This window comes from Tetragenococcus halophilus subsp. halophilus DSM 20339, assembly GCF_003841405.1.
In the GTDB taxonomy this organism is placed as follows: Bacteria; Bacillota; Bacilli; order Lactobacillales; family Enterococcaceae; genus Tetragenococcus; species Tetragenococcus halophilus.
Genome location: NZ_PXYA01000003.1, coordinates 1 through 12,862 on the forward strand (window position 1 = coordinate 1; position 12,862 = coordinate 12,862).

15 protein-coding genes, 1 tRNA gene and 5 pseudogenes are annotated in these 12,862 nt (G+C 35.3%); 6 read left to right on the plus strand and 15 right to left on the minus strand.

The annotated features are described in order from the left end of the window. Positions 1–696, plus strand: a pseudogene (locus C7K42_RS09630) (MFS transporter); the annotation flags it as partial. Between the two features lie 168 nt (positions 697–864). Here the strand turns inward: C7K42_RS09630 and C7K42_RS13490 are convergent. The 10 genes and pseudogenes from C7K42_RS13490 to C7K42_RS09655 form a co-directional block, all read right to left on the minus strand. Further along, positions 865–1,405 (minus strand): annotated as a pseudogene (locus C7K42_RS13490) (C1 family peptidase). Positions 1,406–1,442: 37 nt separating this feature from the next. Next, entirely contained in the window at positions 1,443–1,571 is a 129-nt protein-coding gene (locus C7K42_RS13495) for a C1 family peptidase (protein WP_428843388.1), read from the minus strand. Between the two features lie 296 nt (positions 1,572–1,867). Beyond that, entirely contained in the window at positions 1,868–2,017 is a 150-nt protein-coding gene (locus C7K42_RS13500; protein ID WP_428843391.1) for a C1 family peptidase, read from the minus strand. Beyond that, entirely contained in the window at positions 2,008–2,172 is a 165-nt protein-coding gene (locus C7K42_RS13505) for a hypothetical protein (protein WP_428843389.1), read from the minus strand. Before C7K42_RS13505 ends, C7K42_RS13500 begins: the two co-directional genes overlap by 10 nt. A gap of 63 nt (positions 2,173–2,235) precedes the next feature. Then, positions 2,236–2,415: a hypothetical protein gene (locus C7K42_RS13210; RefSeq protein ID WP_249038032.1), complete on the minus strand. Its 180-nt coding sequence runs from the start codon at positions 2,413–2,415 to the stop codon at positions 2,236–2,238. 139 nt (positions 2,416–2,554) lie between these two features. Next, a complete protein-coding gene (locus C7K42_RS13215) occupies positions 2,555–2,908 on the minus strand; it encodes a hypothetical protein (RefSeq protein ID WP_249038033.1) in 354 nt (117 codons plus the stop codon). 67 nt (positions 2,909–2,975) lie between these two features. Continuing rightward, entirely contained in the window at positions 2,976–3,251 is a 276-nt protein-coding gene (locus tag C7K42_RS13220; protein ID WP_249038034.1) for an acyltransferase family protein, read from the minus strand. 160 nt (positions 3,252–3,411) lie between these two features. Continuing rightward, positions 3,412–3,485 (minus strand) — tRNA-Asn (locus C7K42_RS09645). 222 nt (positions 3,486–3,707) lie between these two features. Continuing rightward, entirely contained in the window at positions 3,708–3,905 is a 198-nt protein-coding gene (locus tag C7K42_RS09650) for a hypothetical protein (protein WP_041591783.1), read from the minus strand. A 53-nt stretch (positions 3,906–3,958) separates the two neighbouring features. Then, a complete protein-coding gene (locus C7K42_RS09655; protein ID WP_124175422.1) occupies positions 3,959–4,192 on the minus strand; it encodes a hypothetical protein in 234 nt (77 codons plus the stop codon). A 64-nt stretch (positions 4,193–4,256) separates the two neighbouring features. Between C7K42_RS09655 and C7K42_RS09660 the strand changes: the two genes are divergently transcribed. The 4 genes and pseudogenes from C7K42_RS09660 to C7K42_RS09675 all read left to right on the plus strand — a co-directional run bounded on the left by C7K42_RS09660 (position 4,257) and on the right by C7K42_RS09675 (position 6,957). After that, positions 4,257–5,201, plus strand: coding sequence for an IS4 family transposase (locus tag C7K42_RS09660; protein WP_124175423.1), 945 nt, complete (start codon positions 4,257–4,259; stop codon positions 5,199–5,201). Beyond that, positions 5,120–5,617 (plus strand): annotated as a pseudogene (locus tag C7K42_RS13405) (transposase); the annotation flags it as partial. The gene C7K42_RS09660 and the pseudogene C7K42_RS13405, both read left to right, overlap by 82 nt. A gap of 296 nt (positions 5,618–5,913) precedes the next feature. After that, positions 5,914–6,444 (plus strand): GNAT family N-acetyltransferase, encoded by a 531-nt coding sequence (locus tag C7K42_RS09670; protein WP_014124330.1) that lies wholly within the window; start codon positions 5,914–5,916, stop codon positions 6,442–6,444. Between the two features lie 30 nt (positions 6,445–6,474). After that, positions 6,475–6,957 carry a GNAT family N-acetyltransferase gene (locus tag C7K42_RS09675; RefSeq protein ID WP_014124329.1) on the plus strand — a complete coding sequence of 161 codons (483 nt, stop codon included), beginning with the start codon at positions 6,475–6,477 and terminating at the stop codon, positions 6,955–6,957. Positions 6,958–7,029: 72 nt separating this feature from the next. On the opposite strand, the gene C7K42_RS09680 is transcribed toward C7K42_RS09675, so the two are convergent. Beyond that, positions 7,030–8,211 (minus strand): SAM-dependent methyltransferase, encoded by a 1,182-nt coding sequence (locus C7K42_RS09680; protein WP_014124328.1) that lies wholly within the window; start codon positions 8,209–8,211, stop codon positions 7,030–7,032. A 218-nt stretch (positions 8,212–8,429) separates the two neighbouring features. On the opposite strand from C7K42_RS09680, the gene C7K42_RS09685 reads away from it, so the two are divergent. Then, the gene (locus C7K42_RS09685) at positions 8,430–9,788 is read left to right on the plus strand and encodes an IS4 family transposase (RefSeq protein ID WP_124175371.1); all 1,359 of its coding nucleotides are present in this window, start codon (positions 8,430–8,432) and stop codon (positions 9,786–9,788) included. Here C7K42_RS09685 and C7K42_RS09690 read toward each other — a convergent pair. From C7K42_RS09690 to C7K42_RS09705, 4 genes and pseudogenes are all read right to left on the minus strand, one after another. Further along, positions 9,789–9,926 (minus strand): annotated as a pseudogene (locus C7K42_RS09690) (helix-turn-helix domain-containing protein); the annotation flags it as partial. 356 nt (positions 9,927–10,282) lie between these two features. After that, a pseudogene (locus C7K42_RS09695) lies at positions 10,283–11,388 on the minus strand (IS4 family transposase). A 378-nt stretch (positions 11,389–11,766) separates the two neighbouring features. Next, positions 11,767–12,186, minus strand: a complete 420-nt coding sequence (locus C7K42_RS09700; RefSeq protein ID WP_014124322.1) for a DUF2000 domain-containing protein — start codon at positions 12,184–12,186, stop codon at positions 11,767–11,769. A gap of 11 nt (positions 12,187–12,197) precedes the next feature. Beyond that, on the minus strand, positions 12,198–12,845 hold the full coding sequence (locus tag C7K42_RS09705; RefSeq protein WP_014124321.1) for a helix-turn-helix domain-containing protein: 648 nt from the start codon (positions 12,843–12,845) through the stop codon (positions 12,198–12,200). Between the last annotated feature and the right edge of the window lie 17 nt (positions 12,846–12,862).

Sequence of the window (12,862 nt, forward strand, 5' to 3'; positions counted from 1 at the left end):
CTTGGCGTTCTATTTACCTCATTGCACCACTATTGATTATCCTGTTGACCGTTTTACTTACATTTAAAATGCCAAAAGATCCAGTTAAAAATGCCACACTTTCTTATATGGATTCATTGAAAAGTATCCCTTTATTAATAAAAAACAAAGAGTCCTTTGTGAAGCAGCTGTTTCCGGATTTTTTATGTTCGGAACTTTTTCAATCTTTGGTCTACGCTAATTTTTTATATTAGTAGTCCTATTTACAATTGGGGAACTTTTGAAGCAGGAATACTTGCTATTTTTGGTTTAGCCGGAGCTGTAGCAGCACCACTTGTCGGAAAACTATCCGATCAATACGCACAACGAACGATCGTGTGGATGGGAATTATCATGCAGACAGTTAGCTTTATTATTCTACACTTTTTTGCTGCGCATATTCTTCCGTTAATTCTATCTATTATTTTATTAGATATCGGCAATCAATTTGGTCAAGTAGCTAACCAAACTCGAGTACAGAATTTAGGAGAACAAGTCAGCAATCGTAACAACACTGTGTTCATGTTTTCTTATTTTATAGGAGGCGCACTTGGTTCTTTCCTAGGAACAACAATGTGGGGACAAGCTGGTTGGGTTGGCGTCACTTTGACCGCTCTATCTTTTCAATTATTAGCGATGATTTTCCACTTTGTTGTTTTTAAAAAGCAAGATCAGTGAGCTTTATTGGAGCAGATTCAACAGCGTTTTCTGCTTCCTTTGAGTGATCAGAATAGGTTTAACATTAGTTTTTGCTTTCTTTGTGCTATTCATAAAGTTAAAAAACCAAGCGTTTCTTTCAGCAACTGAAGAAACGCTTGGCTTTTAATTTTTATTCTAAATCAGTTTTTACGCCAATGCGCCCATAGGATCCCACGGTGCTAAAACAGTTGGCTCTTTTTCGTAAGCTTTTAATTGTTCAGCAGTCAATAGATCTTTTCTGACAACGATTTGATAAGTGTATTCGTCCATCCAAGCATCGCTTGCTACAAAGAAACCTTTATCGCCGACTTTATCGCCCCAGCTGTTTTCAACTTTCATTTCGTAGATTTGTCATCGACAATATCTACGCCGGTTAATACCATTGCATGGGTCATTAAACTTTCACCATAGTCTAAACGCTGTGCTTTTGTAGTCGTAAAGTCAACATCAATAACTCGTTCATGTCATAAGTATCAAGTGACATGATACCGTTTTGTCTATTCGAAGATTGACCTACATCACAACCAAACAAACAGATTCACCTTGTTCTAATTGTGCATCGCTAATTTTTAAAGGTATCCATATCAAGATTTAAATACTTCACTTGTTTGCCACCTACGACATTACCTAGCATTTCTACTGTGTAAGATTGATTATAAGGTTTGTCATCTGTCGGTGCGTTGATAATAGGAACATAGTTATTTAAATCTACTCCTACGTATTTATCATAAAAAGACTTCGGTGTTAATCACGATCAATATGGTATTCCTATTTTCATCACGATATTCAAAAGCAAAAGTAGTCGGCGGTGTGCCAATGAGATAGCTAAAAATATTATACACTTCTTGTAGCATATCTCTCTGCTAGCTTGAATATCATTGCAGAAGCACATCAGCTACTAATTGACGTAAAGTTGCTGCATCTTTGCGAAGTTTTTGTTCAATAATTATTCAAGTCACGAGAGTTCGAAGAATTACTACTTTCAGGCATCGCTGCTTTAGGACAACACCATACTTATTAAAAAGTGAAACATCATATCCACTGTCCACCATCTTGTTGAGGTGTTCTAACAAAAGGCTACCCTACGACTTGTTACTTCTTGGTCTGCTGTCGCTAAAATGTTTTCATAAAATAATTGGACTTTTCATACTTATCCAAAAATTCGTATAATTTTGGGATAATTCAAAGTCTTTAAATCAAAATTATCTAAAATCTTATGACGAAAAGTATTAAGCGCTGCAAACATCCAGCAACGACCTGATTGTTTTTGATTAGATACATTTCCTGTTTTTAAATCAATTGAAAATACAGGTACATTATGCTTTGAGCCACGATATTTTCCGCTGAATTGGTAATACCATTTTTAACTACAGCATTTTGTGCTACTTGTTGCTTATCATTTTCTTTAAATTCTGCAGCAAATTTTGCTGTTAATTCATTTGTTATTTCAGCCATTCTTTCATCTCCTTTTAAAACTTACTTATTTATTCTACTCTTTCCCTTTAGTAAAGACAACTACTATCCGTTGTAGGTTGGTTTAGTCTTGTTCTTATTTCCCAAAAAGTAACGTTCAATTTTATTATAAACTTTTCCTACAGGTTCACTTGCAAGTACAGTAGTCAGTAAAATACTGGCTAGGGCTAATACGATAAAACCAGGAAAACCTAAATGGATATTTTCTAAATCAAAAGCGCGCATTCCTCTGATAAAGAAACCATGTAAGAGATAAGCAATTAGTGTATATTTCCTTCTTTAGTGTAACTAGTTTCTCTAGTCGGTACCAAAGAAAAGAAAGCCAACATGCCAATAATGGCTAACATAAAGGTAACAATACGCACTAAAAAGCCCATTCTGGGAAATTTAAGAAATCATCATAAGGCTTTGAACCAAAGAACATATATTTATTTACTTCATTCAAGTAATTCACTAAAGCATAAATAATGACAAAACCAACTGCAAATAGTTTTTTATATTTAAAGTTTTTAAACCAATCGAAAAAACCTTTGGGAAGATAATAACCAATAATAAAAAACGGCAAGAAAACAGCCGTACGCTGTAAAGTCAACTCACGACCAATAAATGGCGTATAGCCGACAAGTAAACTAATTAATATGCTGATTGTGATACCAGCCGTTGGACGTATTCTTCTGAAAAAATATAAAGAAATTTGCCAAAAAAAAGAACTGATCAAAAACCACAGTGACCAATTGGGAACGTCAAGTTGAAAAGTAAAGTGCTCCTCTGCTCCTGATAAACGATTAAAAAGCGAATATAACCATTGAAAGAATATATAAGGTACAATAAACTTTGAAAATTCGTTGCAACAGGCGCTTTTTTTGTGGATCAAACGATTTTGCAAAAAAACCTGAAATGAAAATAAAAGCCGGCATATGAAAAGCAAAAATCGTATAATATAAATCATGATTCCATTGTTCATTTTCAATAAACGGTTGCATCATATGCCCAAAAACCACTAAGATCATTAATAAAAATTTGGCATTGTCAAAATAAGGATCCCGTTTTTTCTCTGCCATATAACTCAATCACCAACTTCTCTACAAACTATTTGTTATTATACCTGAAGATTATTGCAATTCAGTTGCATTTTTATGAAAAAACATCAAAAATTTTAACGATAAATTAAATAAAACTAAAAAAACAGCGTCCAAAATCCTAGGCGCTGTTTGTTAAATACTCCGGCAGTAGGACTCGAACCTACGACATCATGATTAACAGTCATGCGCTACTACCAACTGAGCTATGCCGGAATGATAGAAGTCTAAACATCTTTAACAAAAACAAGAAACAGGAGTAAAACAGTTTCGAATTAAATTACCTCTTTCATTCTTCCTGTTTTACTTCTGATTATTTATTTAAAACAAAAAAACTAGATCTTACGAGAGAGAGTCTTAACTTTATTGTAGACATCTACGTAAATTTCACCATTATCTCCATCAGTTGAGCTTTCTTCAAGATTCCATCCAGCAAGATTAGCTATCGATTGTATCGTAAGAAACTTCCGTAATACCTGCCCCAGGCTCAATCCCTGTAATTGTATAATCCACTTCCTCACTATAATTAACATCACCTTGAGCCTCAGTAGCATTTTCTGTCTCTCCATTATCACAAGCAGCTAGTAAAAAAATAGGCGATAGCCCAAAAATCAATGATTTTTTTAATTTATTCACAAAACACAACACCTTTCCGATTGTTATTTGTTACTATTTTTTTAAACAAAATATTACATTTTTAGGACTTCTTTATCATCAGATCCATCGGGTTTAGCATCATAACCCCTTGTGTTAGCGATAACAAAACTTTCAAAAACAATTGTCTTACTGAAGCCATTTTTAATTTTAGTGGATCCGAACTTTTTGCTTTCACCACCCCCATCAACTAAGTAACTAAAACTTGAAAGTTCAAAAATACAGTTCATCCCTTGATAAATAAACGTTTTTTTATACAAAAATAGCATGAACCACTCAAATCCTGGTATAATAGAATCAACGAAAAACCACTAACCAAGGAGTGTTCATGCCATGTCAATTATAACACAAACAACGCCAAACTCAGAAAAAATTTCTACCTCTGTGTCTGATTTTTTTCATCAGTTCCATGTAGCTTCTGCTCTTAAAAAATCGAATGCCGTGCACAGGAAGGGTTTCTCCGTTTCTGTTATTTTTTCGTTCCTATTAGCTTCGATCTTTACCAACGGTTCTACCTATCGGTTTTACCAAAAGCAAAAGGAACAGCTATCATTTTCAGATAAAACATTTCGCAACGTTTTGAATGATCCGCACATTCATTGGCAAAAATTACTGATCTTAGTGGCTAAATCCGTCATTACTTTCCTACGTCCATTGACGGATGATGCCCGAAAGACCACGTTTATCGTGGATGACTCCATGTATTCTCGCTTGAATGCGAAAAAAGTGGAATGTGCCGCTTTACAATACGACCATGCCAAGAAAAAATATTTCAAAGGATTTCGTTATTTACAATTAGGCTGGAGTGATGGCAATAGCTTTGTCCCTGTTGCTTTTTCGTTGCTCTCCGGGAAAAGAAAGCTCCAATCTGATCTTGATATCGGGGATCAACGCACGAATAGGGGGAAACGTAAAGCTCAAGCGCTTCGTAAAGGTACGGAAGTGACACTGGAACTGCTTCGATCGGCTTTGAACCAAGGGATCCATGCGGATTATGTCTTATTCGATACTTGGTTTTCCAGTCCCAAAATGTTCCAACAGATCCGTGACCTGAAATGCCACTGCGTAGCGATGGTTAAACGTAGTCAAAAGATCTACTACCGTTATCAAGGCCAAAAGATGGATGTCAAAGAAATCTTCAAACGAAACAAGAAACGCCGCGGTCGTTCTCGCTATCTTTTGAGTGTCCAAGTAGAAGCTGTCGTAGAAGGGAAAATCCTTCCATTAAGTTGGTATATATTCGCAATCGCAATAAACGAAACGACTATTTGGTCTTAGCTTCGACCGATATCGATCTGACCGAAGACGAGATCATTCAGCTCTATGCTAGACGCTGGTCGGTGGAAGTCTACTTCAAGATGTGCAAACAATACTTAAAATTAGCCAAGTACCAAGGGATTTCTTATGACGGGATCTTTGCGCATACGACACTGGTAGCTATCGGTTATATGATCCTAGCGGTGCAAGAACGTGAAAGTAAAGACGACCGAACGCTTGGCGAGTTATTTTATCTTCTCATTGATGAGCTTTCCGAGCTTTCTGTATCGGAAGCCATTCTGCAATTACTCGTTTTATTCCAAGAAGCTTTTGCGGATGAATATGTTTTGGATGAAGCCGTATTAAATAACATTATCGAACAGTTCCTTGAAAAACTACCTTCCTCTATACAAAAACAGCTCAAGCAAGCAGGTTGAAGTTAATTTTGTGCATAAGATGCTTAGTATACCAAGGGATACGTATCGAAAAGTAGGTTTCAAGTTTTAGTAAGTAATATAAATCTTTTATATTACTTAGTATAATTTCAAAAGTTTTGAAAGTTTCAAATTTGCAGTGCCACAATAATGCGCCATTTTCGCATTCACATACTATTCAACTTAACACAAAGACTAAATATAAGCAAAATACCGTTGTGTAGCTTTATTTTTTTACCGAAAATTAGTAGAATGAATAAGTAAAATGAACAAAAAGTTGTTAGATAAAGGAGTAAATAATGGTTACATTAAAAACAATTGAACACTCAGATTACCAAACGGTAGACAGTTTAATTCGCAAAGCATTTACAAATACTGAAGAAGGTTACGGAAATGAAGCAGAACTAGCCGCTAATTTACGAAAAGATGCCACTTACCAAAATTATCTCGAAATAGTTGCTTTAAAAGATAATACTATTGTCGGTCATGGACTTTTAAGTGAAGTAGATGTTTATGAAGATAGTAATCTTCTTAGCACAGGACTCTGCCTAGCGCCACTTGCTGTTCTACCAGAAATGCAAAAACAAGGAATCGGTGCTATGTTGTTAGAAGAACTAGAAATACGAGCTAAAAAAGAAAATTATCCTTTTATCAGTATCTTAGGTCATCCAGCATATTATTCAAAATTTGGTTATCAATTAGCCAGTCATTTTAATATACAAGCGCCTTTTCCTGTTCCTGATGATGCCTACTTTGTTAAAGAATTATATCCGGCCAGCTTAAAAAATGTACAAGGGACAATTTGTTATTTAGATGCATTTAACGAATAGTGTTTACGATAGATAGTGGAGGTGGCGAAAATGGCAATTAAAATCATATCTGCCTATGATTATCCCTATGAAATAAAAAAATTATTTAACGAATATACGAATATGTTAATCACGCAAGATAAACAAATAAATAACTATTTAGCAATGCAAAATTATAGTGATGAACTAGAAAATTTAGAAAAGAAATATGGTTTGCCTGATGGTCGCTTATACTTAGCTTACTATAACAGCAAACTAGCTGGTTGTATTGGTTTGAAAAAGTTGGACAACCACTATTGTGAAATAAAACGATTCTATGTTCGTCCCGCATTTAGAAGGAAACATATCGGCACACATTTAATGGATACAATTATTGAAGAAAGTCGCCAAATTGGTTATCAACATATATTGTTGGATACTTTGCCTCACTTAAAAGCAGCAATTGTTAATTATAAAAAGCATGGCTTTTATGAAATAGAAAGTTATAATGATAATCCAATAGGAAATTCTATTTATATGCAACTTGATTTATAGATAAAAAATTAGCCAGACAACATGCTGTCTGGCTAATTTTTTATTTGTTTAGATTTTAATACCACATCTATCTTACGAATTTTTGTACATATATTCTCTAGTCATTGGTAGACCGTAACCACTTGTGCCGTTGACCAATAGATATTGCATAACATCAATATTACCTGCTTCAAAAGAAGCTGCACAAGCTTGTAGATACAATGACCACATACGTGAGAACGGTTCGCCATATCGATCGACAACCGTATCAATATGTTCTAAATAATTTTGATACCAAATTTCAAGTGTTTTTTGATAATGACGTCTTAATGGTTCAAGATCTGTCAATTGTAAACCTGCGTTCATAATATTTGTCAAGTTTTCGGCAACATTTGGGATATATCCACCTGGAAAGATATATTTAGAAAGAAATGGATCACTACCTACGCCCTCATGCTGACCAGTAATACCATGAATCAACGCACGGCCATTAGGAACAAGTAGTTTTTGCACTTGTTCAAAGTACTTAGGTAAGTTTTCTTTGCCTACGTGTTCAAACATACCAATAGATGTTGCGTAGTCAAATTTTTCTTCAACTTCACGATAATCTTCTAAATAAACGTCCACTTGACCTTCTAGGCCTCTAGTTTTAATTTCTTCTTTAACTTGGTCATATTGTTCTTGACTTAAGGTAATCCCAGTAGCTTTAAGTCCAAATTCTTCAGCTGCCATAAAAAGTACAGAGCCCCAGCCACAACCAATATCTACTAAAGTTTTTCCGCGTTCCGGGTTTAATTTTGTTAAAACATGACGTACTTTATTTTTTTGCGCTTGTTCAAGCGTATCATTTTCATCTTTAAAGTAAGCACAAGAATAAGTCATCGTTTTATCTAACCACAGACGATAAAAATCATTACCGATATCATAATGACTTTGCACATCTTCTTTGGAATTTTTTTCTGAATGAGAAATTTTAGGTAAGAACTTCAAAAATCCACTGTTATCTGTTACAAAGCTGTTTACACTTCGATAAGCAGAAGCAACGAGTTCTTGTAGGTCACCCTTCACCTCAATATCACCGTTCATGTACGCTTCACCTAAAGTTAATGTAGGAAGTGAAGTTAGCTCTTTAATAGGGATCGCCTTTTTTAATTGGATCACAGTCTCAGGCGTGCCTTCGCCATAAACTTCGCTTGTTCCGTCCCAGTACTCTACCTTTACTGGAATATCAAAAGCATGACCTAAAAGCTTATCATACGTTTTCTTTTCTAACATTAAAAACACTCCACCTTTAAAATTTGTATTCTTGTTCTGCAAGTGTATACTTATATACTCAAGTTTCGCATACCCAAAATGATGATGTCCCTTTGATAGAACAACGCTGATAGTAAAATAATGGTTCGCTTGACTTTTGTTCAAAGGATACAAAAAGAACTCCTTTTGTTTTATAATGGATTTAACGACAAATCTAAAAACAAGGAGTTCTTGCTCTTATGATACACTTAAAAAACATCAAAAATCAATTACCAAATGAAATGAACGCAATTTTTTCTGAACTGAACGTCCTGAAATGTTTACGACAAACCTCTATTTGTAAGCAAAAAGGCTATTCTCCCGCCATTATTTTTACTTTTCTTTTCAGTTTAGTGTTTAAGGGCAAGACCTTGAACCAAGTCCTCAGCGGACGTGAAGCAGATCAATATATGAAGAAAGATACCGTTTACCGTTTGATGAACGATCCGCACAATAATTGGCGTAGCTTTCTGCTTCGTTTTAGTGCTTCTGTGATCGAAAAGATCCATCGATTAACAGATCCAAGTACCCATCTACGTACGCTTGTTTTGGATGACTCAACGTTCTATCGAAATCGAAGTCAGAAAGTGCCTGGTTTGGCGCGCCTTTGGGATCATGCTTTACAAAAAGGTTATAAAGGCTATCGCATGCTAACTTTAGGCTTTTCTGATGGGTACTCTTTTATTCCTATTGATTTTGGATTGCTTTCAGGCAAAAACCAAGTCAATCAAAAACAAGCGGAAAGTGATCAAAGAACGAGTGGGGCAAAACGCTTCAAAGAAGCCCAACGATCTATGCCTGATGTGGCCATTGAGATGGTGCAAAGAGCCCTTGATCAAGGCGTTTACGCCAGTCATGTGTTAATGGATAAATGGTTTACCTCTCCTAAAATGATCGATCGTTTGCATGATTTAGGCATCCATACCCTAGGTATGGCAAAAAATGGCAAGACCCAATATTTTTATCAAAGACGTTTATATAAATTAAGCGAACTCTACCAAAAGTCAATAAAGGAATACTGTCAAGAAGCCATCATTTCCTCTATTATTGTTCAGCCAAGCAGCGGGAAGACCCCCGTCAAAATCGTTTTTGTCAAAAATCGGAATAACCAAAGTGCTTGGTTAGCCCTTATGACAGATGACCTGACTTTGTCATCCCAAGAAATCGTGAAGACGTACTCGGTTCGCTGGGACATAGAAACGTTCTTTAAAGTTTCCAAATCTCTCCTTCATTTGTCACAAGAAACCCAAACGCGCAATTATCAAGCCTTGATTTGTCATACCACCATTGTGTTCACGCGCTACATCTTATTAAGTTGGCAACAACGCTGTGCCAATGACGAGCGGACCTTAGGCGGCTTATTTTATGAACTTGCTGACCAAATAAAAGAACTTGACTGGTCGGTGGCTTTATTAGAACTAATGGACATTTTGCAAGCAGTCAGTGAAAAAGCGAGTCATAAACTACAAGACTTCATTGAAAGTCAACTGCAGCTCTGGATCGATACGCTGCCCAATTATATCAAGGCTTATCTACCGAATTTGGTGTGCGAAACTTGAGTGATAAGAAACAGTAGCAGCTGTCATATCAAAATGACGGGAGATCTCTCCAGCCGATAAACGCCCATCTTTTAACATTTGTAGAATTTCTCTTCTCACAGGATCCGAAAGCGCCTTAAAACTAGCTTCAAAACTCATTTGTTTAGCTCCAATCAACTATTTAGAAAAATATCTAATTAGATTCTTTTCTAAAGAGTAACTTTAATTTATCGCTTTGTCAATCTATTCCCTTAAAAAATAAATAGAAGTTCATAAAAAATCCGAGTACGTTTGAATCTGTTAAAGACCCAAAAAGCGTTTGCTCTGATTGATTAAAAAGTATAAAATACAGTTTATATCACTAGTGGTGCATTAATATAATCAGAATATTCAGATTTTAACTTTTTCTAAAAAATGACAAAAAATCAAATGCTTACGCAAGGGATGACTTTTCCAGAAAAAATTTTTTCATTATTTATCTGAATACTGTTGCAACGACGACAAATGCTATTTCGTCACGTAGGAACGAGTAATACCCACAATTCTTCAAAAGGTTGAAAAAGCAGATGTTTTAATAGGCGCTTGATTTGGAACGGGGATTTCTTACTTCCTGTCTCTACTTTGAGTAAATACGTCAATAGACTGGCAATCATGGCGAGAATGATTTGATTGCTTACCCCTTTTTCACTGTATGAAAATAGCTTTTTAATCGTCATATGTTGCTTGATATGCTTAAAAAATAGTTCAATTTGCCATCTCGCTTTGTACATGTCGGCCACTTCTTGGGCGGTCACATCAAAACGGTTGGTGACAAAGCGTAATTGTTTTCCTTTTTCATCCTGAATCGTGACCAAGCGAAACGGGAAGTGAAATAAACCTGAGTGCCTAACACTACCATTTGGTCACGCAAAATGTTTTTACTCTGAGAAGGTTCATAAGTTTCTAGGACATGAACTTTGGCATTTTTCTTCACTCTTGTGACGAAAAAGTAGCCGTCAGCTTCCATCTCGTCCAGTCGCTCGTAATCAATATAGCCACGATCAAAGATATAGGTCGCTTCCGGTTGATTGACAAAAACTTCTAAGTGATTGTCATCATGTTCAACCGCATTCGTGACTTCAAACTGATCCGGATACAAGTGTTCTTTATCCATAAAACAGAGTTTTAAGTGCAGTTTGATCCCTGCTTTGGTTGAGCGAAAGTCTGCCCAAGGGTACCGAGTGGTATTTAACGAAAAAGTGGAAGAATCCACGAGATAGAGTGCGTTTCGTTTGGTCACCGGTATTTTTGACCGTGTTTTTTCCAGTAACTGCGCGAAAATCGCCCACAAAATTTCGTCATCCATCTGGGCGAGCTCACGGGAAAGCTGCGAATGACTAATGGCATCTAACGTCATGGTCTGTTGTAGATCAGGCGAAACAAACGCTGTATCTATTTCACGTAAACTTTCGCACTCATTGTCGATGCCATAGAGAAACACTTTCAAAAAGTGTTCAAAATCAAACTTTTTATGATACTTGTCGGCTTGAGAAATTTTCTCACGAATAGAAAAAGGTAATTTTTTTAAAATAATATTCGAAAACCATTTATTAAAAGCTGAAATTGTTTTATACTTATCCATGTGTTTGTCCTTTGTATTGGTCTTGGATAAGTCATCCAAGACCAGTATAAAGGATTTTTTTATGGATGGAAATAGTGTGAAACATAATGAGTGAATTTAAAATGTTTCATGCACCACTAGTGATTTAAAATATATTTTTCTATCCTATCCAAATAAACAATTCTCTAGCTCGATCACAGTAGGTGTTACTCTACTATTTTTAGCTATCCCTTTAGATTTCCACTAACTTAAATAGAAAAAGCTTTGGTTGCTATATTTTATTAACTAGGTCATTGGGGCATTTAATATTCGTAAAGCATACTTCTTTTAAAAATAGTTCATACAACATTTATTAATTGACGCTTATATTATGTCAAACAAGTTACGTGTTATAGCTACTCATTTCAGCAGTGGTAAGCTCCCTGTTAATTTATTGATTATTTTTTTAGGCCCATACAAGCCAATGCCCATGTATTGTAAATCCGTAGCTTTCACTTGTTGAAACCTATCCATATATTCCTCATAGGTTTTACAAGATTGAGCAAGATTAGTGAAGTCTACCGTTTCAATATTTTTATAATCTTTTTGATAAAGTCTATTACGTAAGTCAAAAAGGCTTTCTCTATTTGATTTTAAAATTGGAACAGGAATGTAGATAATCCCTGAGTGTAAAAACTGGTCGCCATCAAGAGTGTCAGGACCTATTAATTCTGGATGTTTTTTTCCTAAACTCATTCCTAAAATGGCTGCAGTATTCGCAACTAGCCCTAAACTTAAAGCATCATCAATCAAAATAACACATTTATTTTCAGTTGACATATCTTTCCTCCCTATTGTTTAAAAATACCTTGGTATTGTTTCGGAGTGATACCAATGAGTGATTTAAATACACGAGTAAAGTGACTCTGGTCAGAAAATCCCACTTTTAAACTAATAGAAAGTAACTCTTTATCGTTAGATAACAATTCTTTAGCTTCCTTTATTCGAATTGTCTGTAAATACTGATAAGGGGCAACACCAAAATATTTAGTAAAATAGCGAATAAGCGTGTATTTATTAAGATGACATCGCCTACTTAACTCTTCTAATGACACAGTAGAAGCGAAATTTTTTTCTAAATAGCTTTTAGCAAGAAGCAAATTTTCTTTTGAAGCTTCACTAAAAGCAATTTCCTCTATTTTAATATCGGCGGCATGGGCGATCAAAGCGTCGATAAAAAAATAAAGAAGTTCTTCTCTATTCAAACCATCTTTATTTTCCAATATCAATTGGTGTAAGATCAAAAAGAGTTCATCGATTTTAGGTAATTTCAAAATAGGCTTGGTAAATTTAACAAGTTCCTCTTTGCCTGTTATCGTTGTGATGATTTCTCTCATACGTTCAATTGAAATATTTATTGCTCGATAACTAAAACTTGAAAGTTCAAAAATACAGTTCATCCCTTGATAAATAAACGTTTTTTGATACAAAAATAGCATGAACGACTCAAAACTTG

What these genes read in the sequence shown, in the direction of transcription:
- C7K42_RS13505 (WP_428843389.1), bottom strand. Translation starts at nt 2,172, where the DNA reads ATGGCTGAAATAACAAATGAATTAACAGCAAAATTTGCTGCAGAATTT.
- C7K42_RS09675 (WP_014124329.1), top strand. Translation starts at nt 6,475, where the DNA reads ATGGCAATTAAAATCATATCTGCCTATGATTATCCCTATGAAATAAAA.
- C7K42_RS13210 (WP_249038032.1), bottom strand. Translation starts at nt 2,415, where the DNA reads ATGCGCGCTTTTGATTTAGAAAATATCCATTTAGGTTTTCCTGGTTTT.
- C7K42_RS09660 (WP_124175423.1), top strand. Translation starts at nt 4,257, where the DNA reads ATGTCAATTATAACACAAACAACGCCAAACTCAGAAAAAATTTCTACC.
- C7K42_RS13495 (WP_428843388.1), bottom strand. Translation starts at nt 1,571, where the DNA reads ATGCTACAAGAAGTGTATAATATTTTTAGCTATCTCATTGGCACACCG.
- C7K42_RS09685 (WP_124175371.1), top strand. Translation starts at nt 8,430, where the DNA reads ATGATACACTTAAAAAACATCAAAAATCAATTACCAAATGAAATGAAC.
- C7K42_RS09670 (WP_014124330.1), top strand. Translation starts at nt 5,914, where the DNA reads ATGGTTACATTAAAAACAATTGAACACTCAGATTACCAAACGGTAGAC.
- C7K42_RS09700 (WP_014124322.1), bottom strand. Translation starts at nt 12,186, where the DNA reads ATGTCAACTGAAAATAAATGTGTTATTTTGATTGATGATGCTTTAAGT.
- C7K42_RS13220 (WP_249038034.1), bottom strand. Translation starts at nt 3,251, where the DNA reads ATGGCAGAGAAAAAACGGGATCCTTATTTTGACAATGCCAAATTTTTA.
- C7K42_RS09655 (WP_124175422.1), bottom strand. Translation starts at nt 4,192, where the DNA reads ATGCTATTTTTGTATAAAAAAACGTTTATTTATCAAGGGATGAACTGT.
- C7K42_RS09680 (WP_014124328.1), bottom strand. Translation starts at nt 8,211, where the DNA reads ATGTTAGAAAAGAAAACGTATGATAAGCTTTTAGGTCATGCTTTTGAT.
- C7K42_RS09705 (WP_014124321.1), bottom strand. Translation starts at nt 12,845, where the DNA reads ATGCTATTTTTGTATCAAAAAACGTTTATTTATCAAGGGATGAACTGT.